The organism is Geitlerinema sp. CS-897, assembly GCF_028368005.1.
GTDB lineage: Bacteria > Cyanobacteriota > Cyanobacteriia > Cyanobacteriales > Geitlerinemataceae > Baaleninema > Baaleninema simplex.
Map to the genome: position 1 here is coordinate 20472 of NZ_JAQNCQ010000182.1, position 23711 is coordinate 44182.

The 23711-nt window shown below is 55.4% G+C and carries 16 protein-coding genes; 12 read left to right on the forward strand and 4 right to left on the reverse strand.

Going from position 1 to position 23711, the window contains the following annotated elements; translation table 11 throughout:
* Nucleotides 1–15 precede the first annotated feature (15 nt).
* Together POG22_RS11415 and POG22_RS11420 are read right to left on the reverse strand one after the other, a co-directional pair.
* Nucleotides 16–1032 (reverse strand): type I glyceraldehyde-3-phosphate dehydrogenase, encoded by a 1017-nt coding sequence (locus POG22_RS11415; RefSeq protein ID WP_017659782.1) that lies wholly within the window; start codon nucleotides 1030–1032, stop codon nucleotides 16–18.
* A 79-nt stretch (nucleotides 1033–1111) separates the two neighbouring features.
* A complete protein-coding gene (locus POG22_RS11420; RefSeq protein WP_498905342.1) occupies nucleotides 1112–1270 on the reverse strand; it encodes a hypothetical protein in 159 nt (52 codons plus the stop codon).
* A 615-nt stretch (nucleotides 1271–1885) separates the two neighbouring features.
* Here POG22_RS11420 and POG22_RS11425 point away from each other — a divergent pair.
* A complete protein-coding gene (locus tag POG22_RS11425) occupies nucleotides 1886–2074 on the forward strand; it encodes a hypothetical protein (RefSeq protein WP_498905344.1) in 189 nt (62 codons plus the stop codon).
* Here the strand turns inward: POG22_RS11425 and nadD are convergent.
* On the reverse strand, nucleotides 2040–2720 hold the full coding sequence (gene nadD / locus POG22_RS11430; protein WP_498905346.1) for a nicotinate (nicotinamide) nucleotide adenylyltransferase: 681 nt from the start codon (nucleotides 2718–2720) through the stop codon (nucleotides 2040–2042). The genes POG22_RS11425 and nadD overlap by 35 nt on opposite strands.
* Before the next feature lie 230 nt (nucleotides 2721–2950).
* On the opposite strand from nadD, the gene murC reads away from it, so the two are divergent.
* The 8 genes from murC (at nucleotide 2951) to POG22_RS11470 (ending at nucleotide 15275) form a co-directional block, all read left to right on the forward strand.
* Nucleotides 2951–4483, forward strand: a complete 1533-nt coding sequence (gene murC, locus POG22_RS11435; RefSeq protein WP_498905347.1) for a UDP-N-acetylmuramate--L-alanine ligase — start codon at nucleotides 2951–2953, stop codon at nucleotides 4481–4483.
* A gap of 42 nt (nucleotides 4484–4525) precedes the next feature.
* The gene (murB, locus tag POG22_RS11440) at nucleotides 4526–5467 is read left to right on the forward strand and encodes a UDP-N-acetylmuramate dehydrogenase (RefSeq protein WP_498905349.1); all 942 of its coding nucleotides are present in this window, start codon (nucleotides 4526–4528) and stop codon (nucleotides 5465–5467) included.
* Between the two features lie 142 nt (nucleotides 5468–5609).
* On the forward strand, nucleotides 5610–5954 hold the full coding sequence (locus tag POG22_RS11445; protein WP_017659774.1) for a YbaB/EbfC family nucleoid-associated protein: 345 nt from the start codon (nucleotides 5610–5612) through the stop codon (nucleotides 5952–5954).
* A 232-nt stretch (nucleotides 5955–6186) separates the two neighbouring features.
* Nucleotides 6187–7596, forward strand: a complete 1410-nt coding sequence (locus POG22_RS11450) for a DICT sensory domain-containing protein (protein WP_498905350.1) — start codon at nucleotides 6187–6189, stop codon at nucleotides 7594–7596.
* Between the two features lie 99 nt (nucleotides 7597–7695).
* Entirely contained in the window at nucleotides 7696–8337 is a 642-nt protein-coding gene (locus POG22_RS11455) for a pentapeptide repeat-containing protein (protein WP_017659771.1), read from the forward strand.
* Between the two features lie 46 nt (nucleotides 8338–8383).
* On the forward strand, nucleotides 8384–13795 hold the full coding sequence (locus tag POG22_RS11460) for a PAS domain S-box protein (RefSeq protein WP_498905351.1): 5412 nt from the start codon (nucleotides 8384–8386) through the stop codon (nucleotides 13793–13795).
* Nucleotides 13796–13804: 9 nt separating this feature from the next.
* Nucleotides 13805–14938, forward strand: a complete 1134-nt coding sequence (locus POG22_RS11465) for a hybrid sensor histidine kinase/response regulator (protein ID WP_498905353.1) — start codon at nucleotides 13805–13807, stop codon at nucleotides 14936–14938.
* 4 nt (nucleotides 14939–14942) lie between these two features.
* Entirely contained in the window at nucleotides 14943–15275 is a 333-nt protein-coding gene (locus POG22_RS11470; protein WP_026097484.1) for a c-type cytochrome, read from the forward strand.
* 26 nt (nucleotides 15276–15301) lie between these two features.
* On the opposite strand, the gene POG22_RS11475 is transcribed toward POG22_RS11470, so the two are convergent.
* Nucleotides 15302–15442 carry a hypothetical protein gene (locus tag POG22_RS11475; protein ID WP_017659767.1) on the reverse strand — a complete coding sequence of 47 codons (141 nt, stop codon included), beginning with the start codon at nucleotides 15440–15442 and terminating at the stop codon, nucleotides 15302–15304.
* A 300-nt stretch (nucleotides 15443–15742) separates the two neighbouring features.
* On the opposite strand from POG22_RS11475, the gene ribBA reads away from it, so the two are divergent.
* The 3 genes from ribBA to POG22_RS11490 all read left to right on the forward strand — a co-directional run bounded on the left by ribBA (nucleotide 15743) and on the right by POG22_RS11490 (nucleotide 23493).
* Nucleotides 15743–17431 (forward strand): bifunctional 3,4-dihydroxy-2-butanone-4-phosphate synthase/GTP cyclohydrolase II, encoded by a 1689-nt coding sequence (gene ribBA / locus POG22_RS11480; RefSeq protein WP_063715231.1) that lies wholly within the window; start codon nucleotides 15743–15745, stop codon nucleotides 17429–17431.
* Nucleotides 17432–17673: 242 nt separating this feature from the next.
* On the forward strand, nucleotides 17674–20322 hold the full coding sequence (locus POG22_RS11485; protein ID WP_063715232.1) for a DEAD/DEAH box helicase: 2649 nt from the start codon (nucleotides 17674–17676) through the stop codon (nucleotides 20320–20322).
* A 561-nt stretch (nucleotides 20323–20883) separates the two neighbouring features.
* A complete protein-coding gene (locus tag POG22_RS11490; RefSeq protein WP_498905355.1) occupies nucleotides 20884–23493 on the forward strand; it encodes a family 10 glycosylhydrolase in 2610 nt (869 codons plus the stop codon).
* Nucleotides 23494–23711: the final 218 nt, after the last annotated feature.

Sequence of the window (23711 nt, forward strand, 5' to 3'; positions counted from 1 at the left end):
GCTACGAAACCCGAACTATTCAGCCCATTTTTCAGCCGTCAGTTCGGCCAAGTCCACCACGCGCTGGCTGTAACCCCATTCGTTGTCGTACCAAGCGACCACCTTAATCAAATCGCCGTCCATCACCAGCGTCAAACTCGCATCGACGATCGACGATTCGTTCGTACCGCGATAGTCGCAGGAGACGAGGGGTTCGTCGCTGTAACCCAAGATCCCTTTCATCGAGCCGTTGGCGGCTTCGTGCAGCACTTCGTTCAACTGCTCGGTGAACGTTTTCTTCTCCACTTGAGCCACAAAGTCTACGACCGAAACGTTAGGAGTCGGAACGCGCAAAGCAATACCGTTGAGTTTGCCTTTCATCTCGGGAATCACCAACGCCACCGCTTTCGCTGCACCCGTAGACGTCGGAACGATGTTAAGCGCAGCTGCCCGAGCGCGGCGAACGTCCCGGTGGCTCGCATCGAGCAAGCGTTGGTCGCCCGTGTAGCTGTGGGTGGTGGTCATCGTGCCTTTGATAATGCCGAAGTTATCGTGAAGCACTTTCACCACTGGGGCCAGACAGTTGGTCGTGCAACTGGCGTTACTGACGACCTTGTAATCTTCGTGCTTGTAGGTTTGGTGGTTGACACCCATCACGTAGGTTCCGATGCTGCCCCCTTTCCCCGGTGCCGTGATCAACACTTTTTTCGCACCGGCTTGCAGGTGTTTCGAGGCACCTTCTTCAGTGACGAACACCCCAGTCGATTCCACCACGAGATCGACTCCCCACTCTTTCCAGGGCAGGTTTAGGGGGTTGCGATCGCTAACGCACTTGATCGTTTTTCCGTTAACGGTGATGGAATTACTATCGGCACTGACTTCAGCGTCCAACTTACCCAGCATCGAGTCGTACTTGAGCAAGTGGGCGTTGGTTTTCGGATCGGACGTATCGTTGACGCCGACAACTTCTAATTGGCTGTTTTCTCTGGTCAACCAGCAACGCAGAAAGTTGCGTCCGATACGTCCAAAACCGTTAATTGCGACTCTAATCACCTTTTTACCTCCTAACAGCTTTTCGCCCGCGCTCCGTGACGGGCGCAACCCTTGGCTTGACTCGTTTGATTTCGGTTTTTTAACTTGCCCAACTCAGGGGGGGGCGACAGTCTTGTTCGGCATCGATCGCCCGCCGTGGTGCGAGGTCGATGGCCGAGAAAACGCCGAGTCCCTCAAGGAACTTACCACACTTACCGGCCGCCGACAGTCCGTCGGATGCCTGCGTGCGATCGGGCAAGCCTTGCCCTGGGGATTGGGATAACCTGGGTGGACGTCCTTCTCGAGCGAACTGGCAGAAAAATCCCACCGGCTCGATAAGGTTTCTGCTTCAGCGAGTGCAGCGACGGCGATCGAGCGTCCCGATCGCTTTGGGGATCGCGTGCGGCTCTCCACAGACGTTGGGGGCGCTCGGCCCCCGGTTTCGCCGAGTCCCGACGTACCTTGAGAACTGCATTAGACACTCAGTTCTCGGGGAAAGCGAGCGGCCAAACGGGTTTCTGACGAACACCGCAGTCCGAACGCACTCGCCTTGAGGCTTCAACGTTTTACCCACACAAGCTTTTCCGTATGGAACCCGCCGAACGCTGAGTTTTCAAGGTACGGCTCACTCCCAAAACACGCTCGGGAATTTGAGGAGTTTCAACGATCTCTGTCGAAAAATCCGATCGCGACCTGAAGAGGGGATCGAGATTCTCTACGCCGCGACTGACGGATAGGGGGCGACGGTCTGTGCCTGAAGACCCGTCAGCTCGATGGCGCTCGAGTTGCCGAACCCTTTTAGATCGGGGACGGTAGTGCCTCTCATCATATCGCAAAGACCGTCCGTTTCTCGATCGCTTCTCGGAGAATCTTATTGGCAACCGCCAGCAAAAACGCGTGGGGTCGCAACAGTTTTTCCAAGGAAGCGACGACGGATCGATCGCTGTTTTATCCGACGATCGCTAGTGCGATCGTGGCGTCGAACCGATCGGGGATCGTCGAAATCTTACCTCGTTTGCGGGAATTTTCTACAGCGAACTGTCGTAAAGTCGAAATGTTTTGAGGTAATCGGCCACCGCCGAGGGAACGAGTTTCTCGATGGAGTCTCCGACGCGACAGGCGCGGCGCACCTGGCTCGAGGAAATCGGCAGCGGCTCCCAATTCAAACCGTACCAACGCCACGTTAACTGTCGCTGTTGCAACTGTCGCGCCACGGCTTCAGTCGTCTGCCATGCCGCGCTCGAGTCACGGGGAGCGACGATCCACTCGCACCGTGCCACCAGAGTTTCGATCCCCACCCACCGGGGTAAAAAGCGAGCGGTATCGCTGCCGACGATCCAATACCACCGTTCGGCGAGATATCGTTGCTGCAACGCCCTCAACGTATCGACGGCGAAAGACGTTCGAGATCGTTCGGATTCGACGTCCGAAACGACGAATTCCGCGATCGAACCGATCGCGATCGAAACCATGTCCAACCGTCGATCGAAGGAGGCCACGACCCGATCGCCTTTATGCGGCGGACGGAACGTCGGCACCCAAACCACCACATCGAGATCGAACTGTTTTCGAGCCGCCTCAACTAACGCCAGATGACCGAAATGAACGGGATCGAAAGTGCCGCCAAACACGGCCAAATTTTCGACCCGATTTTCTGCTAAATTCCCTGCCAAATTCTCTGTCAAATTCCCTTTAGGGCGATCGCGCATCGCTCGCGCATCGCTCGAACGGCAAGTTTCGATCGGGTTTCACAGGTACGAAGCGATCGAATGCGAACCCCTTGCGCTAAACTTAATCGCGATAAACACCGCGATACGCGAACGGGGTGTTGTCTCGAAAGAGACGAGCCGCGATCTTCACCTGAAGTTGTATCGCAAAATAACAATACCTGATATGATATCGCGTGTTATCGGTACGGTGTGGTGTGTTAGGAGCGAAAATGCCGAATTCTGTTGATTTCAGCGGCAAGCCATTTCATTTCATCGGAATTGGTGGAGTTGGAATGTCAGCCCTGGCATATATCTTAGCGAAGCGCCAGCTTCCCGTTTACGGTTCGGATTTAAAATCCAATTCCCATACCCAACGATTGCAACAGCTTGGCGCTCATATTTTCTGGGAACAAAACGCGAACAATCTCGAATTTTTTCACGAAAACGTCCGAGCCGATCGCGCTTCCACCTTCTCGTCGAACGGTAATCCCCGTCGCAACGGTCGAGGACGACCCCAAAACGAAGAACTTCCCCAAGTCATCTGTTCGACCGCCATCGACTCGACGAACGCTGAATATCGGGCAGCCTTAGACCTCGGTTGTCCGATTTTTCATCGCTCGGACGTTTTGGCGGCTCTGATTCGCGACTACAAAAGTATCGCCGTCGCCGGAACTCACGGAAAAACGACCACCAGCAGCATGGTGGGTTTCCTATTACTGCACGCTGGCCTCGACCCCACCATCGTCGTGGGTGGAGAAGTCAAAGCCTGGGAAGGGAACGCTCGTCTCGGTCTCGGAGACTACCTCGTCGCCGAAGCCGACGAATCAGACGGTTCTCTCGTGAAGTTCGACGCCGCCATCGGCATCGTCACGAACATCGAACTCGATCACCCCGACCACTACCAAAGTCTCGACGAAGTCACCCAAATTTTCCGACAGTTTGCCGATCGCTGCCACCTCACCGTCGGGTGTATCGACTGTACGGTCGTCCGCGATCGCATCGCCCCCGACCTCACCTACAGCCTCGATCCCGACGCCAACGCCGATTACTTCGCCGATCGCATCGCGTTTTCGGCCGGCGGTGCCAGCGCCCGCATTTGGGAACGGGGACAGGTTCTCGGCACCCTCGAGTTGAAACTCCTCGGACGGCACAACCTCAGCAACGCCCTCGCTGCGATCGCCGTGGGACGCCATCTCGGCCTCGAGTTCGAGGCGATCGCGAACGCCCTCAAACAGTTTGAAGGGGCCCGGCGGCGGTTCGAGTTGCGCGGCACCATCGACGGCATTCGCTTTATCGACGACTACGCCCACCACCCCAGTGAAATTCAAGCTACGCTCTCGGCGGCGCGACTGCAAGCCGACAGCGACCCCGAAAAAATTCGCCGCGTCGTAGCCGTCTTTCAACCCCACCGCTACAGCCGCACCCAAACCTTTTTGACGGAATTCGCCCAGTCTTTCTCGGATGCGGACGTGGTCGTGGTCAGCGACGTTTACAGTGCCGGAGAAGCCGCCTTCGATCGCGCGATTTCGAGGCGCTTGGCCGACGCGCTGGCCGAGTGCCATCAGTGCGTCTACTACCGTCCCCAACTGCCCGAGTTAGCCGACTTTCTCGGCGATTTCCTCGAAACGGGAGACTTAGCGTTATTCTTAGGGGCAGGCGATCTCAATCAAATCGTGCCTCAAGTGATGGAAGAGTGCCGCCAAGCCGAACGCGATCGCCCCTCCGTACAGGTGCGTTCGGCATCGTCGTACCGTATATCTTGAACGATCGTGACGTTTTCTCAACCTAGATCTTCCCCTATCGTCATGACAGACGATCTCGATCGATCTCCGATTCGTCTCCTGGGATCTGAGGCTCCCATTTACCGACAGGTTTCGCTGACTCGCATGACGACCCTGCGCGTTGGCGGACCGGCTCAGTGGTACGTCACGCCCCGACACCTCGACGACTTGCACGCGGCGGTGAGTTGGGCCAGATCCGAAGGCTTTCCCGTCACGCTGTTAGGGGCGGGATCGAACCTCCTCATCGGCGATAAGGGAATTCCCGGCCTCGTCGTCAGTACCCGTTATCTACGCGAGACCGCCTTCGAGACCGACGGACGGGTACGAGTCGCCGCTGGGGTTCCGCTTCCCAAACTGGCCTGGCAAATCGCCGATCGCGGTTGGAGCGGCTTCGAGTGGGCGGTGGGAATTCCCGGAACGGTCGGCGGGGCGGTGGTGATGAACGCTGGCGCCCATCGCAGTTGTACGGCGGACGTGGTGGCTTCGGTGGAGGTGTTGTCTGCTGAAGGCAGCTTGGAGGTTCTCAAACTCGAAGACCTACAGTACGGCTATCGCCATTCGGTCTTGCAGGGCAGCGATCGCACGGTTCTCAGCGCCACGTTCGCCTTACGAGTCGGAGACGACCCCCTTCGCGTCAAAGCCCGCACGGAATCCCATCTCAAACAGCGCCACGCCAGCCAACCTTACCATCGTCCCAGTTGTGGCAGCGTCTTCCGCAATCCGACCCCCCAAGCCGCCGGTTGGCTCATCGAACAGTCGGGGCTGAAGGGATATACGGTCGGGGGGGCTTGTGTGGCTCAAGAACACGCCAATTTTATTTTGAATTGCGGACGCGCGACGGCCGACGATGTCGTCTCGGTCATCCGTCACGTGCGTCGAACGGTCTGCGATCGCTGGGACGTTTGGCTCGAACCGGAGGTCAAACTCCTCGGCGAATTTTCGCGCGACTACGACGATCTTTGGTGAGAAGGACGCTGAGGTGTCAAAATAGGGAGACGTATACGCTCTAAAGGTCGGCTCGGGTCGGACTCCTGTTGTGGTTGCAACGGATCGCTCGACTTGCAGGCTGGCTTGCGGATCGACTCGCAAATCAACTCGCAAATTAGTTATGGCAAAGGGACAAGGTTTTGGTTTCGGCCTCGGCAAAATGAAAGAACTGGCCGAGGCGTTCAAAAAAGCTCAAGAAGTCCAAGAAGGAGCGAAAAAGTTACAAGAAGACCTCGATAACATGGAAATCGAGGGAGAAGCTGGAGGTGGTTTGGTTAAAGTCGTCTTGAGCGGAAACCAGGAACCCCGTCGGGCAGAAATCTCGGAAGATGCCCTCGGCGAAGGGGCTGAAGTCGTCTCGCAACTGGTGACGGAAGCCATGCAAGACGCTTATCAAAAATCGACGGCGACGATGCGCGAAAAAATGGAAGAGCTGACGGGCGGATTGAATTTACCGGGCGTTTGATCCCGCGACCGGGTGCGGGGCGATCGCCGTGCTGAAATGCCCGTCGAACTGGTGAGATCGCATCGCGGCCGAGTCGATCTCTAGAAGGGAAAACGAAGACGAACTTATCGACCCGGAGTCGTTTTCCCTGCGAACTCGGCCCTCTGTCCCCATCCTCGAATCGCGATCCCTCGCGCTGTACCTTTCCTGCCCGAAGCATAACGATCCATTATAATTCCGATCGGAAGTACCAATGGTTCGTACCGTCGTAATGCTGAAGGGATCGATCTTACAAAAACTCGTTGACGGCCACCGTCAAGGAAAAACGAGCAAAACTCCTTTAAACTACGGAGTTTATTATAAAAATACTTTAATTGCGCTGTGTCACGCCCTCGAAGATAGTATTCTCGAATCGGAGTGCCAACCCATCGCGATCGCCGCGTTTCAACGGGGAAAATGGTATCTGCAAGAAGCCGATCGCTATGCGGAACTGGCAGACAAAGCGCGAGAGATCGCGATTATGGCCGTTCCCGAAACGGGATTTGCCGATCGCGTGGCGAGTCGAAAACCGAACGTCTCGTTCGTGGCCTTATCGCCAGACGATCCGGTCGCCCAAGAATGGCACTTAATGATTTTATCGCCGAGCTACACGGCCATGGTGATGTGTCAGGAACTCTTACCCGAAGACTACGGGGCGGAAGGCGTTCCTGACGTCGATGTCGAACGGAAGTTTTACGGATTCTGGACTTTCGAGCCAGAATTGGTTCTCGAAGCCGTGAAGTTGTCGATCGAGCATATCGGAACTCGCGATCGCTCGCTGCGAGACCGATTGGCCGATCGCGTCCGCGAGATCGAAGACGCCGCCGAGGGCGATCGAACCGAAGACTTGAGCGAGATCGTCTCGCGGGTTGTCAACTACCTCAAAGCCAGCCACAGCGATTTAGACGAACGGTTCGATTCGACGCCGTTTCCCCACCAACAGCAACTCGAACGCAACATCGTCTCCAACAAGCTGCAAGCGTTTCTCCGCATGGCGCAGCTCATCGACTTAACCGACACGGAAAACCCGATGGCTGCCACGGAAGTCTCGTCGCTGTGCGAGATGATGGGACAACTGCTCGGTCTCCAAGCGTGGCAAATCAAACGCTTGCGGTTGGCGGGATGGCTCCATCGCCTCGACTACTTACCCGGTAGCGATCCCGAGGAAATCCCGGCGAGCCAGGGAGAGGCCCCGAGCTGTCGGTTGCGGACGGGGGCGCAAGTGTTGCGGACGATGCCCCAACTGCGAGCGGTGGCGAAAATCGTCACCCACCAAACCGAACGCTGGGACGGTTCGGGACAACCGGCGGGACTCAGCTATGACAGCATTCCTCTCGAGTCGCGAATTCTCGGGTTAATGGCGTATTTCCAAGGACGAACGACGCAGCTATCTCGGACGTGCCGTCGCGAAGAAGCCCTGTCCACCGCCCTGTCCGACTGCCAGGAGAACAGCGGTTTTCGGTGGGATCCCAAACTGGTCGAAACCTTAGCATTGCTGGTGTTAGCCTTGCAACAGGGTATGGCACTGCCGACGGAATCCTTCAAGATCGCCTCGGGAATGTGGCTGCTCGACCGTCACGACGACTCGATTGGCTCGCTAGAACCCAGCCAGTACCGAGGATGAGGAGAGCCGGTGTCTGCGTCTCCCTCGTTGTTCGCGTTCCGGCAATCCTTCCCGCTTCACTGTAAATTCCCCAGCTCGTCAGTCACTGCAACTTTTCATATGAAAGATCTCGAAATTCTGCGATCGCGACAGTTCGACCACCTACGCGGCGTCGATCTCGAAGACCAAAATCTCTCGGGTTTCGACTTGCGAGGTGTCGATCTCGCCGGTGCCAATCTCGTCGGTGCTAACCTGTCTTGCAGTCAGCTCGAAACCACGCGTCTCGACGGCGCCAATCTCCTCGGAGCGTCGTTAGATCGGGCAGACGCCCGCGCGACCTTTTTAGGGGCAAACTTAATGCAAGCTAATTTGAGCGAAGCGGACTTGCGGGGAAGCAACCTGCGCGGAGCGAACTTGATGGGGGCGAGGCTGCAACAAGCGGTTCTCAACGGCGCGTTTTTAAGTGGCGCGAACCTGATGGGAGTCGATTTGCAGGGGGTCGATTTACGCGGTGCGGACTTGCGGGGTGCGAACCTGTCGGGGGCGAACCTGTCGGGGGCCGATCTCGCCGAGGCGGACTTGAAAGGGGCGCTGCTCGCGGAAGCCAACCTCGAGGAAGCGAACCTATCGGGTGCGGACTTGCGGGGTGCGAACCTATCGGGTGCGAACCTGCTGTGTGCCGAGGTGGACAATGCGACGTTCGAGGGAACTCTGTTAACGGGGTCTTGTCTGACGGGAACCTGGCTCGACGCTCGAACGTAAACGACTCGGTTTTTTGTTGACAAAATGCTGATGTTGTGGTAAAGAGATGACGGTAAACGAACAGCATGGCGATCGCGACTTGTGGCTGTCTGCCACCCTCTCGACCCTCCGAGACGGCGTTATCGTAACCGATCGCACGGGAACCGCGATCGCGTTCAACCCCGTTGCCGAACGGCTCACCGGACGGACTGCCGAATCCGCCATCGGCCGACCGCTCGAAGACATTTTGCAGTTGACGAGCCAGAAAACGTACCGACCCGTCGAACTGTCCGCCACTACCCTCGCGTCTGGGGATTCCCCTCGCCATTTCAGCAACCTCCTCTCGATCGCCGACGACGGTAAGTCCGTGTCCGTCGATTGCACCGCGACGGCTGTTGGGGAAACGGGAGAATCCCCGAGAGGATGGGCGATCGCCCTACACGACCTCAGCGAACGACACTTTGCCCAACTCGCCTTGGAAGCCAACGAAACTCGCTTTCGCTGCATCTTCGATCGCGCCTTCAACTTCATCTGGCTGTTAATGCCCGACGGAACCGTCGCCGAAGCGAACCAGCGCGTCTTAGACTTCGCCAACCTCTCCGTCGTCGAAGTTCTCGGAGATCGCTTTTGGGAAGCCCGGTGGTGGAATCTCGAAGACGCCGCGAAAGACCGAGTCCGTGAAGCCGTTCGACAGGCGGCAGGCGGCAAGATCGCCCGCTTAGAACTCGACTTTACCCATCCGCGATCGGGCGAACCCCTCACCCTCGCCTTATCCGTGACTCCCGTATCTTGGGAACGCGATCTCACCATCTTACTGGTCGTCGAAGGTCAAGACATCAGCGATCGCAGGCGCAGCCAACAGCAACTCCAACACATCAACCGAGAACTCGAAACCCAAGTTCGAGAGCGCACCCGACAACTGCAAGAAACGATCGACCGCCTCGAAACCGAAATCGCCCGTCGCCAGCGCACCGACACCGCTCTGACCAACCTCGTCGCCGGAACCGCCGCCGTCACCGGAAGCGACTTTTTCCCCGCCCTCGTCCGCCATATCGCCATCGCGCTCGACGTGCAGAGCGTCTTCGTCTCCCAACTCCAAGGCGATCGCCTGCACGCTCTAGCCGTCTGGTGCGACGGAAAACTCCAACATAACGTCATCTCCCCCATCCAAGGAACCCCCAGTCAGATCGCTCTCGAAGCCGGATCTTGCTGCTACCCCTCTGGCGTGCGCCGAGCCTTTCCCCACGACTCGGACTTAGCCTGTTGCGACGCCGAAAGCTACCTCGGTGTGTGTCTGCAAGACGGCCAGGGCAACCCCATCGGCTATCTCTGCGCCATCGACGATCGCCCCTGCGACGATCCCGACTACAACCTCTCGATTTTACGAGTGTTCGCAGCCCGAGCGGCTGCCGAACTCGAACGGGTGCGGGCGATCGACGCCCTTCGAGACAGCGAACAGCGATTTCGCAACCTCGTCGAAGCCAGTAGCGATTGGGTCTGGGAATCCGATCGCCGAGGAAAATTCATCTACGCCAGTCCCCAAGTGCGGGAGATCCTCGGACTCGACCCTCAAGAGCTGTGCGATCGCTATCCTTGGGACTTCATGAACGTCCAAGACGCCCAACGGGGTCGCGAGGCGTTCTTACGAGCCGCAGCCGACCGCCAACCCTTTCGCAATCAAGAATATATCTTTTACCACGCTAAAACGGGCAACGAAGTCATCGTCGAAGCCAGCGGCGTTCCCATCCTCGACGCGGAAGGATGCTTGCAGGGATATCGCGGTATCGGCCGGGACGCCACCGATCGCCGACAGGCCGACGAACGCCTCCGCAGCAGTTACGCCACTAACCGCGCCCTCATCGACGCCTTGCCCGATTTACTGTTCCGCATCCGGCGAGATGGCGTGTTCGTCAACTATCACAGTCCACCCGACGGGTTGCTGTGGATGTCTCCCAACGACTTTCTCGGCAAACACGTCAGTCAAATTTTGCCTTCAGAAGTAGCGACATTGACCCTCGACGCTATCGAACGGGCTTTAACTACGCGATCGCTCCAGTCCTTCGAGTACCGAATGCCCATCGGCGATCGACTGCGATACTGGGAAGCCCGCGTGACCGCCAGTGCTGCCAACGAAACCATCGCCATCGTGCGGGACATCACCGACGCCAAACGAGCCGAACTGGAACTGCGACAGTCTCAAGCCTTTCTGCGACTGGTGATCGACAACATTCCTCAAGCTATTTTCTGGCAAGACCGCGATACCGTCTATCGCGGCTGCAACCAAACGTTCGCCCGAGACAAAGGCGCGGCCAGCCCTGAAGACCTCATCGGAAAGCGCGATCGCGACCTCCCCGACTATTGTGCCGACATCGAAGGGTGCGGCGTTTGCCACCAACGGGCGATGGACGGCGATGCCCCCGAATACCACGCGATCGAAGAAATTCGCCGTCCCGACGGCCGGATAGCGTGGTTAGATACCAGCCGCATACCCCTACACGATCCCGACGGGAACGTTATCGGCATTCTCGTCACCTACGAAGATATTACCGAACGCCGCCGTACCGAAGCTCGACTGCGACAGCAAGGAAAAGCAATGGATGCCGCCCGAGACGGTATCGCGATTCTCAACGCTGAGGAATGCTACGTTTACCTCAACCCCGCTCATCTCCAAGTTTACGGTTACGATCGCCCCGAGGAACTCCTCGGCCGGAGTTGGAGCGTCCTCTACCGAGACGACGAACGGCAGCGTTTGCAGCAAGAGGCGCTGCCCCAACTGCGAGAACGGGGAGAATGGCGCGGCGAGGTTCGGGGGTTGCGGCGCGACGGGACGACGTATCCTCAAGATGTGTCGCTCACGACACTCGACGATGGGGGAACGATCTGCATCGTGCGGGATGCCAGCGATCGCAAACGGGCAGAGGAAGCGCTGCGAGAGTCCCAGCAACGGTTGCAAGCGATCCTCGACAACACGACCTCTGTGGTCTATCTCAAGGATCTGCAAGGGCGATATCTCCTGGTGAACTCTCGCTTTTCGGAACTGTTCGAGATCGAACCCGAACGCGCGATCGGACGTACGGATTTCGAGCTGATCGATCGCGACATCGCTCAGTCGTTTCGGAACAACGATCTCGAGGTTCTCGAAGCGGGAACCCCTGGGGAATTTGAAGAATGCGTTCCTTTGGACGATCGAACCCGAACGTATCTCTCGATTAAATTTCCCCTCAAAGACGATGGCGGACGTCCCTACGCCGTTGGCGGTATTTCGACAGACATCAGCGATCGCAAACAGGCCGAACAGCAACTACGGGAGAATCAACGCTTTATTCGACGCGTGGCCGATGCGATTCCCGACCTTCTCTATATCTACGATCTCCAGCAAGGACGTAACGTTTACGTCAACCAGGAAATTCAGGTGCTTTTGGGGTATTCTCTCGAAGATATCGCTGCCATGGGGAACGGGTTTTTATCTCGACTCATCCATCCCGACGATTGGGAGCGAGTCCAGCAGAGGTTGAGTCGCTTCGATCGCATCGACGACGCGACCGTTCTCGAAATCGAATATCGCATCCGTCACGCGAACGGTCAATGGCGGTGGGTACTCAGTCGCGAGGCGGTGTTTTCTCGCACGGACGACGGAAAACCGACGCAGCTTATCGGAGTGTGTAGCGATATTAGCGATCGCAAGCAAACTGAAGAACGCTTGCGCCTCAACGAACGGGCGATCGAAGCTAGCAGTAACGGCATCGTCATCGTAGACGCCCAAAAACCGGATTATCCACTCATTTACGTCAACCCAGCCTTCGAGCAGATTACGGGGTATACGGCCGAGGAGGTGTTGGGACACAACTGTCGGTTTTTACAGGGGCGCGATCGCCACCAAGTCGAAATCGACAACCTCCGCAACGCCTTAAAGCGTCAGGGCAGTTGTACGGTCGTTCTTCGCAACTATCGCAAAGACGGCCGGATGTTTTGGAACGAAGTATCGATTTCTCCGATTTACGACGCCGAAAACGCGGTCACGCACTATCTGGGGATTCAAAACGATATCACCGAAGCCAAATTTGCGGAGTTAGATCGACATTTGGCTCAGAAGCGACTGGAATACCTCCTCGTTTCTAGTCCGGGCGTGATTTATAGTTGCAAAGCCGAGGGCAACTTTGCGGCGACGTATATGAGCGACAACGTCGAATCTCTGACGGGATACCCGGCCGAGCGGTTTGTTATCGAACCGCATTTTTGGGGGAGTTGCATTCATCCCGACGATCGCGATCGCGTATTCGAGAACTTGAAGCACGTCTTCGAGACAGATTGTTACAACCACGAGTATCGCTTTTTGTTCGACGATGGATGCTATCACTGGGTTTACGATCAGTTGAAATTGATTCGCGACGAGGCGGGAAATCCCGTCGAAATTTTGGGATATTGGACTGATATCAGCGATCGCAAACAGGCTGAAACCGAGTTGCAACAAGCGAAAGACCGACTGCAAGCCGTGTTGGACGCCGTACCGGGTCTCGTGTCGTGGATGGGCTTCGATCGCAACGAAGGCCGGGCGTATTATTTCGGTGTCAACCAACATTTAGCGAATACCTACGATTTACCGACCGAAACCTTTATCGGCCGTCCCGTCGGTTTTCAAGACCGACAGTCTGAATTTTCTCGATGGATCGATCGCTTTTTTCAACTGAGTGACAGTCAACTGTCTTGTGAAGTGACTTCGACTGTTCGCGGTCGAGTTCGTACCTATTTAATGGTGGCAAAAAAGTACGATCGCGGTCGTTCGGCAGTATCAGTTGGTATTGATATTAGCGAACTCAAGCAAGCGGAATCCGAACTGAAAACCTCTTTGCAAGACAAAGAATTGCTGCTTAAAGAAGTGCATCATCGAGTTAAAAATAACCTACAAGTTATTTCAAGTATTTTTTCATTGCAGTCACAATTTAGTCAAGATAAGGGTATTCTTTCGATTCTAGAAGAAAGTCAAAATAGAATCCGAAGCATGGCTTTAATCCACGAAAAACTTTATCAATCTAATGGTTTTTCTAAGATTGATTTTGCCGATTACGTCCAAAACTTAGTTCATGCGTTGTTTTCCTCATACAATGTGAGTTTTAACTACGTTCGGCTCGAAACGAGCGTCGAGCCAATTTCGCTAAACCTCGATACAGCTATTCCTTGCGGATTGCTCGTTAACGAACTGATTTCCAACTCTTTAAAACATGGATTTCCTGAAGGGCGATCGGGTAAAATTGCCCTAGAGTTCCGAAGGTTCGATCGCGACGATCGACTAATGCTCAGAGTCAGCGATACGGGCGTAGGATTCCCCGAAAATTTAGACATCGCGCGAACGACCTCCTTGGGACTGCGTCTAGTGCGATCGCTGACGCGCCAGCTTCGAGGCAAACTAGAGATGTACAACAGAAATGGAGCCGTCTTTCAGGTGACGTTTTCTCCACTTCGAGACCGCACGCGAGGTTGACCCGACGTTATGTCTGAGATTCGCATTCTCATCGTCGAGGACGAAGCGATCGTCGCAGACGATATCGCCTACCGGTTAGAAAATTTGGGATACGAGATCGCAGACATTGTGGCGTCGGGAGAAGAAGCGATCGAATCCGCCACGGACTACCTCCCAGACTTGGTTTTGATGGACATTATGTTACAGGGAGAGATCGACGGTATCGAAGCCGCTCGTACCATCCGAGAACGCCTCGAGCTTCCGGTGGTGTACCTAACGGCTAACGCCGATCGCGCCACCCTCGAGCGAGCGAAGGTCAGCGTTCCCCTCGGTTACGTCCTCAAACCCTTTAAAGACCGAGAGTTGCAGGTTACGATCGAAATTGCCCTGACGCGCCACCACGCCGAACGCGAGCTTCAGCAAGCGTTAGAAAACACCCGCCAACAACAACGAGCGGCGGAAGAAAACAGCGATCTCAAAACTCAGTATTTGTCGATGACGTCCCACGAATTTCGCACGCCGCTAACTGTGATTCAATCGTCGGCAGAACTGTTAGAGCATTTTGGCGATGTTTGGTCGGACGAGAAAAAACAAAAGTACATTCAGCGCATTCTCTCGAGTACGGCCAGCATGAACCAACTGCTCGAAGACGTGCTGACGTTCGGTCGAGTCGAATCGGGAAAAGTTCCGTTTCAGCGGACTTCGGTAGATGTCGAGACGTTTTGTCGGGATTTAGTCGATGCGATCGCCTTTGGGGCCGGACAGGGTTATTCGATCGAATATTCAGTTCGAGGTACGCCCCAACCCGCACATCTCGACGAGAAACTGCTGTGGCACTTACTGAACAACCTACTCTCGAACGCTGTTAAATATTCCCCAGATGGGGGAGTCGTCACCTTTACCGTTTCTTTCGAGAGCGATCGCGTTTGCTTTCAAGTGAGCGATTCGGGAATCGGTATCGCCCCCGAGGAGCAACATCGCCTCTTCGAGCCGTTTCACCGGGCTAAAAACGTTGGAAAAATCCCCGGAACGGGGTTGGGATTGGCGATCGTCAAGCGATCGGTGGACATACATGGCGGTTCGATTTCCGTCAGCAGCCAAGAAGGAAAGGGAACGACGTTTACCGTGGTGTTACCGTTGGGAGAGGAGGAAAAGCGGGGATGAGGGGATGATGAGAGTATTAATACTAATATTACTTTTAATTTTAGGCTTATCGGGAACGGCGGTCAACGCAGCAGATTTGGACAACGGCGAAGCGATTTTCGATCGGTATTGCGTGGGATGCCACGTTAACGGTGGTAATATTATCCGTCGGGGAAAAACGCTGAAACAACGGACTTTGCGGCGTTACGGACGGGATACGCCCGAAGCGATCGCCGAACTGGTCAAAAACGGTAAAAATAATATGTCTGCCTACGGCGATCGCCTCAGCGACGAAGAAATTGCAGACGTGACAGCTTACGTCCTCGATCGCGCTGCGAACAACTGGCGATCGAGATAAGTTCGACGAACGAAGTTAGAAACGTCTTATTTTTTAGGCTTCGATTTCGGTCGTTGTAACTTCTGCTCGTCCTCGATCGCGCCGTTGGACATGACGAGGCCGCTACCGAGAAGCAGTGCGGCGGCAAATCCCACGACTACCCAATCCATCCATGCCGGAATTTCCATAGTTTTCTAATTTTTGCTTATCTGCGTTTGTCGATTGGATTCGAGCTTAACGCACTTTGCCTGAGCTGTCAGAGGGCGTTTGACATCCTCTCCCCTTTTACAGCGAACAGTGTTTCAGTCACCAGTCACCAGTGAGGAGATAAGGAGAAACTGTTACCTGTCTTCCCTCTTCCCTCTTCCCTCTTCCCTGAAAAAGCTCCTCCTCTCCCTTGCGCCCCGAAGAAGTCCGCTAAACAAGATACAATTATAGGAGACTTAAAAAAAGTTTACGGTTTTCAAAGTAGGACAGTCGATACATCCGTGGAATCGTCTCAACCCAACGCATCCAGCTCGTTTCAGTTCGACTCGATCGAATCCGCCCTGGCCGACTTACGGGCGGGAAAATGTATCGTCGTCGTGGACGACGAAAATCGCGAAAATGAAGGAGACGTCATCTGTTCGGCACAGTTCGTCACCGCAGAGACTATCAACTTCATGGCGGTCGAAGCCCGAGGGTTAATCTGCCTGGCCATGACGGGAGAGCGTCTCGACGAACTCGACCTTCCCCTGATGGTGACGCGCAATACCGCTGCCGACCAAACCGCCTTTACCGTCAGCATCGACGGCGCCCTCCACCTCGGCGTTACGACGGGCATTTCCGCAGAAGATCGGGCGCGAACGATTTTAGCGACGACCGACCCGAATACCAAACCCGAAGATTTGCGCCGTCCCGGTCATATTTTTCCCCTACGGGCGAAAAAGGGCGGCGTTCTCAAACGGGCGGGACATACTGAAGCTGGCGTCGATCTATCGCGTTTGGCGGGGCTATATCCGGCCGGGGTCATTTGCGAAATCCAAAACCCCGACGGGACGATGGCGAGGTTGCCCGAACTCATCGAGTACGCGGACAAACACGATCTCAAACTGATTAGCATTGCTGATTTAATTAGCTATCGCCTGCAAAACGAACGGTTCGTGACCCGAGAAACTGTTGCGGCGTTACCCTCCCAGTTCGGGAACTTTCAGATTTACGCCTATCGTAACGCGATGGACGATACCGAACACGTGGCGATCGTCAAAGGCGATCCGGGGACGTTCGGCGATCGCCCGGTATTGGTGCGCGTTCACTCCGAATGCTTGACCGGGGATGCCCTAGGATCGCTGCGGTGCGACTGTCGGATGCAGTTACAAGCGGCGCTGAAGACCATCGAACAACACGGTGAAGGGGTGGTGTTGTACCTGCGCCAAGAGGGGCGCGGGATCGGCTTGCTGAACAAGCTCAAAGCCTATTCGCTGCAAGATATGGGCTTAGACACCGTCGAAGCCAACGAACGACTGGGATTTCCCCCCGACTTACGCAACTACGGTGTGGGGGCGCAAATGCTCAACGATTTGGGCGTGCGTAAAATTCGCTTACTGACAAACAATCCGCGTAAAATTGCTGGGTTGCGGGGTTACGGTATCGAAGTCGTCGATCGCGTTCCCTTACTGATCGAAGCCACCGATTATAACTCCGTTTATTTGGCCACGAAGGCGAAAAAACTCGGTCATATGCTGTTGCAGACGTATCTGGCGACCGTGGCGATGCACTTGCACGAGGAAGATCCTTTAACCGCCGATGGGCGATCGCAGTTGTTAGAAAACCTGCGAGAACTCGCCCGAGACCAACACTTACTCGTGCAAGAAGAAACCCGCCCCGTGACCGTGGCCTTGTTCGGACAACCGACAATTACGTTTCACATCGGCTTCGACCAACCCAACCTTGCCAAAGCCGATTGGTACGAAGATTGTAGCCATCCCTATGTCAAAGCCACAGCCGAGATTTTAGATCGCTTGGCCACTTGGGAACGCGTTAAATATATCGAATTCTTGATTTCCTCCGGTCGAGATCCGATGACGAACCTGAAAGGAAAGTTAGCCCGCCGGGTTCTCGCCCCTGGAGAGTTACCCTCGACGATTTGCTCTCGTTTGGCAACGCAAAACATCTATCGTGTCGAAGGAACCTCTTGAGAGGTGATGGGGTGATGAAGGGATGGATGATGAGATAAAGGGACTTCACGTCAACCAGCCATTATTCTGACAAACCGTAGGAACGTTGCCAAAAACGTCCCTACGGTTTTGTTTGGCGATCGCGCCACTCGAGAAGAAAAAATGGTGTTGTTCCTTGGGACGGCGATATGTCAATTAAGATGAGATGAAGACCGTATCGCAACTGTCCTGCACCCCCAGTTCGTCCAACTTCAACTTTAACTATGTCCGAACTCGACCTCAGCGCACTGTTTCCCTTCGCCCTCGACGATTTCCAACACCAAGCCATCGATGCCTTAAATGCGGGGAAATCGGCGATCGTCTGTGCGCCGACTGGGTCGGGAAAAACCCTCATCGGTGAATACGCCATCTATCGCGCCCTCGCTAGCGAGCGTCGGGTCTTCTACACCACGCCCCTCAAAGCCCTGTCAAACCAGAAACTGCGCGACTTTCAAGAACTGTTCGGGGTCGAAAACGTCGGTCTTCTCACGGGAGACGTATCCTTCAACCGCGACGCTCCAGTACTGGTGATGACGACGGAAATTTTCCGAAATATGCTGTACGGGACGCCCATCGGCGAAGTAGGAACGTCCGTCCAGGGCGTCGAAACGGTGGTTCTCGACGAATGCCACTATATGAACGATCGCCAGCGAGGGACGGTTTGGGAAGAATCGATTATTTACTGTCCCCCGGAAATCCAACTGGTGGGGTTGTCCGCCACCGTCGCCAATAGCGACCAACTGACCGATTGGATTTCCACGGTTCACGGGCCGACGGAACTGATTTATTCGGAATCGCGGCCGGTTCCGCTACAGTTTCTCTTTTGTAACCGCAAAGGGGTCTTTCCCCTCCTCGATAAAGCGGGAAAACGTCTCAACCCGCGACTGAAACCCCGACGCAACAACCCCAACCAGCGACGCAGCAACCGTAAAAACGGCTTGGCCATCAGTTACGTGGTCTCGCAACTGCGAAAACGGGATATGTTGCCAGCAATTTACTTTATTTTCAGCCGTCGGGGGTGCGATCGCGCGGTGGCGGATATGGGCAGCCTCAACCTCGTCAACGACGAAGAAGCCCGACAACTCAAGTTAACCGTCGATGAATTTCTCGGACACAATCCCGAAGCCGCCCGAGACGGACAAGTCGAACCTCTCTATCGGGGCATCGCCGCCCACCACGCCGGTATTCTTCCGGCTTGGAAAGGGTTAGTGGAAGGACTGTTTCAACGGGGATTGATTAAAGTGGTGTTCGCCACGGAAACCTTGGCGGCGGGAATTAATATGCCCGCCCGAACGACGGTGATTTCGAGTTTGTCCAAACGCACCGATCGCGGCCACCGTCTGCTGACGGCTTCGGAATTTTTGCAAATGGCGGGACGGGCCGGACGGCGAGGGATGGACGAACAGGGTTATGTCGTCACCCTGGATACGCCGTTTGAGGGGTCGGTGGAAGCGGCGCATTTGGCCACCTCTGGGGCAGATCCTCTCGTGAGTCAGTTTACGCCCACTTACGGCATGGTGTTGAACCTGCTGCAAACCCACACCATCGACGAAGCAAAGGAATTGGTCGAACGAAGTTTCGGACAGTATTTAGCGTCGTTGAGTCTGCGGCCGCAACAACAGGCGATCGCGGATTTGGAAGCGGAACTGGCTGCGGCCCAAACGAAGTTACAAAACATCGATCCGCAATTGTTGCGAGAGTACGAAAAGTTACAAGAACGGTTGCGGGAGGAACGGCGCATCCTCAAAACCCTCCGACAGCAAGCCAGCGACGTACAAGATAAGTCGTTGGTGTTGGCGTTGCAGTTTGCAGTCGCTGGTAGTATCGTGCAATTGAAAGGAAAAAACGTGCCGGTTTCCGATCCGCTTCCGGCGGTGTTGGTGACGAAAGCCCCGAGTCCGGGGAAAGCGCCCTATTTGATTTGTTTGGGGCAGAACGATCGCTGGTACGTGGTGACGACGAAAGATGTGGTGAGTTTGCACGGAGAGTTTCCCCGCATCGATGCGGTCGATCTCCTCAATCCCCCGCCTGATATGCCGCTGAAACCCGGCCAAACGCGCCAGGGCGACGCGGAAACTCGAGCGATCGTCGATCGCGTTCCGGTTCTACCGCCGCTAGAAATCACCCCGGAAGTCGTGGAATGGGAAGAACGCGTGGCGGAAATCGAAGCGGAGGTACAACAGCATCCGTTAAAGGCGTTTGGGAATCCGGGAACGCTGCTCAAACGTGCCAAACGCGTCGAAAAGCTACAACGGAAACTGAGCGATCGCACGGACAAAGTTCGCTACAATCTCGCCCGTCACTGGGAAGAGTTTTTGGATTTAATCGATATTCTGTTGGAATTCGGCTGTTTGGAGGAAGATTCCCTCAAACCGACGAAATTGGGCGAATCGACCGCTGCCATTCGCGGAGATAACGAGCTATGGTTGGGGTTAGCCCTCTCGAGTGGCGAGTTTGAAGGCTTGAGTCCCGAACAGTTCGCCACAGCTTGCGCGGCGTTGGTGACGGAGATTTCCCGCCCCGATACTTGGACGAATTACGACGTTTCGACCGACGTAAATGAGGTGCTGGCGGAGTTGCGCGGGGTGCGCCGCCAACTGTTCCAAGTACAGCGTCGCTATCAAGTGGCGCATCCGGTGTGGTTGGAACGGGACGCGATCGCCCTCGTCGAGCAGTGGGCTAACGGGGTGGAGTGGACGGAACTCTGTAACAACACGAGTTTAGATGAAGGAGATATCGTCCGGATTTTGCGCCGAACTCTCGATTTCTTATCTCAGATCCCTCACGTTCCCCACATCAGCGATGTCCTGCGAATGACAGCCCGAGACGCCAGCCAGCGGCTCGATCGCTTCCCAGTCAACGAAGAGGTTTGATAATTGATAATTGACAATCGATAAGGTTTTGGGAGTCACGAGGAAAGTTTCATACGGAATCCGAATCTCAACGCTGAGCGGAGTCTAGGACTCAAATACTGGTTTTGCCTAATCTGACAAGTCCCTCTCTATCCCTCCAACCCCCCTTTGAAAGGGGGGCTAAGGGGGGATGTGGTGAAGACTTCTTGAAACCTAGCTTATCGGGAAAGGATGGAGTATCAGGAGGCGATCGCGTTCAAAACTGCTTAAAATTCCTGTTAGAGCGGTACGCTCACCGTACTGACAACCTATCCTTCACTTAGCTCCCACACGCGAAAGATGCTATTCTTTTCTAAAAAAACTCAAAACCGCTCGAACGTTTTTAATACTCAAAAAAACAAAAATAAGATACCCAATTATAACACAAAAAAAGAAAAAATAAAAGATAGAAACTCGATCGAATATAACAGTCCAAACCGCGATCGCCACCCAGACCTCGGCTCCCCCTCTCCCCTGCCCCCCTGCTCCCCCTCTCCCCTCAAACGTCTCGCTGTAGCACTTCTAGTAATCTCCATCACCTTCATGGGGGGACTGGCGGCCGAAGCGGCCGAGCGTCTGGGCGTTCTTCGCAGTGACGACAACCTCGATATTTGGGAAGGCATCGAACGGCGTCTCGAGGGATCTACGATCGACTATCAAGTATTCGACTGGCCAAACGTGCGATCGCTGTCTGATTTCGGTCGCGCGACCGTGCTGTTTCTCCCCGATCGCGAAACCCTCACCCGTCGTCAAGCCGACTTACTCGCGCAATGGGTCGATCGCGGCGGACAGCTCATCGTCAGCGGTCCTTTGGCAGTAGACTCCTCGCGGCGAGTGCGGCGACAGCTCGAAGAACTGCTAGGCGTGCGCTGGACGATCGCCCTACCGCAAGCGGCCTCGCTGCAATTGCTAACCGACCCCTGCGATGTCGAAAATTCCAACTGCTCGAACCCGTTGTGGATGCCCGCGACACACACCCATCCCCGACGGCCCGGCGGTATTCTGCAACTGGTGGACGATCGCGCCCGAGCGTCGGCCTACTGGCGCGTCACCGGACGGGGCGTCGCCATTGCCGTTTCGCCCACTGCAACCTATTTCGGGTGGTCGTGGGGGGCTGGAGACGAGAGTACTGTTGAATTCGATCGCGCTTGGTTAGAAGGAGCGATGGAACGTCTGAGCGCCGAGAGTCTCGCCGCTTCCCCCAAAACCTCACCGACGCCAACTCCCCAAATTTCGGCGTCTCCATCTCCAGAACCGACGCCAACTCCCCAAATTTCGGCGTCTCCATCTCCAGAACCGACGCCAACTCCCCAAATTTCGAGTTCTCCCCCCCCGATCGCTCGCAGCGACAGCGACACGACTGAGATCGAACTGAGCGATCCGGCCTCTCAAACCGCTCCTCCTGGCTTGCAAGTCGAACCCGGCGACGCCCCCATCGACGACGTTATCGCCTTGACGATGCAAAAGGAACTCAGACAACTCCTCGGTCGAGTTGAAAGTGCGATTCTCGCCGCACGAGCGGCGAATCCAACGGATGCTGAGAGTCTCGAACAACTCCAAGCCAGTCGCGATCTCGAAACGGTGTCGTCTCCACCGGACGCCGTAGAACTGGCCGCGTCAGTATTGCAAGCGTTTCCAGAGTGGGTCGATCGACAAAACTACCGCCAAGCGCGATCGCAGTGGCTAGAAGCCAGACAGCAACTCTGGAACAGCTATCCGAACGATCGCCTGCGAGCGCAACCGGAAGTTCGGGCCATTTGGCTCGATCGCGGTTCGATCGTCAAGGCGGGATCGAAAGCGGGTTTAGTGGAGATGTTCGATCGCTTCGCCTCAGCCGGAATCAACACCGTTTTCTTTGAAACCGTCAACGCCGGTTATCCCATTTATCCGACAGAAATCGCCCCGGCGCAAAACCCCTTAACTGAAGGTTGGGATCCGCTTCAGGCGGCGATCGAACTGGCGCGAGAACGGGGAATGGAACTCCACGCCTGGATTTGGACGTTTGCAGTGGGGAACGAACGCCACAATCTGCTTTTAGGGCAGTCTTCGGACTTTCTCAGTCCGGTTCTCCAAGAACATCCCGAGTGGGCCAATCGCGACGATCGCGGACAAATTCGTCACCCCGGTTCTCGCAAAACCTTTCTCGATCCGGCCAATCCCGAAGCGCGGTGGTATATCATTCGCGTCATCGATGAAATCGTCCGCAACTACGACGTAGACGGCATTCAACTCGATTACATCCGCTATCCGTTCCAAGATCCGAGCGCCGAGCGAACTTACGGTTACGGAGACGCCGCACGCCAGCGATTTCGGGAGTTAGCGGGAGTCGATCCGATGGATTTGTCTCCCCGTCAGGTGGACTTGTGGCAGCAGTGGACAGATTTTCGCGTCGAACAGATTACGTCGTTTGTGGCGGAAGTCGATCGCCATTTGGAAAGTCGCGATCCGGATTTAATTCTCTCGGTGGCGGTGTTTCCCCAATCGACGCACGATCGCATCCATAAAATTCAGCAGCATTGGGAAACTTGGATCGAAAACGGCAGCGTCGATCTGGTGGTTCCCATGACTTACGCCCAGGATACCAACCGTCTCGGACGTATTGTCGAGCCGATGTTAGAAAACGTTCCCGTCGGCGTTCCCATCGTTCCGGCGGTGAAGTTGCACGGACTTTCTGAAATTGTGGCGATCGACCAAATGCAGTTAATTCGCGATCGCGCCACCAACGGTTATGCGTTGTTTGCGGCGGAAATGTTGGACGATCGCCTCTATGAAATTCTGCGTCGTACTCAGGGGGAAGCGAAAAACGATCCGATTCCTTACCGACATCCGTTTAAAGCAGCCTCGGCGCGATATCGTGCGTTACAGGGAGAGTGGCAAGCGGCTTTGGCGACAGAACGATTGTGGATTGATGATGAGGGGTTGGTGCAGTGGCAAGCGGCGGATTTGGAGTTGTCGAAGGCGCTCGATCGCCTAGCGGAAAATCCCACGAAGGACAATCTTTCAGTGGAGATCGATCGGTTGAAGGGTTATCGATCTAACTTTTCGGATTGGTTGCGGTTGCAGCGGTTGAGCAATCCCTACCAGGTGGCGACGTGGCAAAATCGTTTGGTGGCGATCGAGACGTTGTTACGCTACGGACAACGGAAGTTATAGTTAGCGGTAGGGTGCGTTAGGCGGCTTGGAAATTGCGGGAAAACCAGACAATTTAATTTCCGCCGTAACGCACCGATTTTCGGAAAGTCTAGCTTGGTTAAAGTTAGCGGTAGGGTGCGTTAGGCGGCTTGGAAATTGCGGGAAAACCAGACAATTTAATTTCCGCCGTAACGCACCGATTTTCGGAAAGTCTAGCTTGGGGAAAGTTAGCGGTAGGG

Coding starts and splice junctions, on each gene's coding strand:
- POG22_RS11455 (WP_017659771.1), top strand. CDS start 7,696: ATGAAAGATCTCGAAATTCTGCGATCGCGACAGTTCGACCACCTACGC.
- nadD (WP_498905346.1), bottom strand. CDS start 2,720: ATGCGCGATCGCCCTAAAGGGAATTTGACAGAGAATTTGGCAGGGAAT.
- POG22_RS11470 (WP_026097484.1), top strand. CDS start 14,943: ATGATGAGAGTATTAATACTAATATTACTTTTAATTTTAGGCTTATCG.
- POG22_RS11485 (WP_063715232.1), top strand. CDS start 17,674: ATGTCCGAACTCGACCTCAGCGCACTGTTTCCCTTCGCCCTCGACGAT.
- POG22_RS11490 (WP_498905355.1), top strand. CDS start 20,884: ATGGGGGGACTGGCGGCCGAAGCGGCCGAGCGTCTGGGCGTTCTTCGC.
- POG22_RS11475 (WP_017659767.1), bottom strand. CDS start 15,442: ATGGAAATTCCGGCATGGATGGATTGGGTAGTCGTGGGATTTGCCGCC.
- POG22_RS11445 (WP_017659774.1), top strand. CDS start 5,610: ATGGCAAAGGGACAAGGTTTTGGTTTCGGCCTCGGCAAAATGAAAGAA.
- murB (WP_498905349.1), top strand. CDS start 4,526: ATGACAGACGATCTCGATCGATCTCCGATTCGTCTCCTGGGATCTGAG.
- POG22_RS11450 (WP_498905350.1), top strand. CDS start 6,187: ATGGTTCGTACCGTCGTAATGCTGAAGGGATCGATCTTACAAAAACTC.
- POG22_RS11465 (WP_498905353.1), top strand. CDS start 13,805: ATGTCTGAGATTCGCATTCTCATCGTCGAGGACGAAGCGATCGTCGCA.
- POG22_RS11460 (WP_498905351.1), top strand. CDS start 8,384: ATGACGGTAAACGAACAGCATGGCGATCGCGACTTGTGGCTGTCTGCC.
- murC (WP_498905347.1), top strand. CDS start 2,951: ATGCCGAATTCTGTTGATTTCAGCGGCAAGCCATTTCATTTCATCGGA.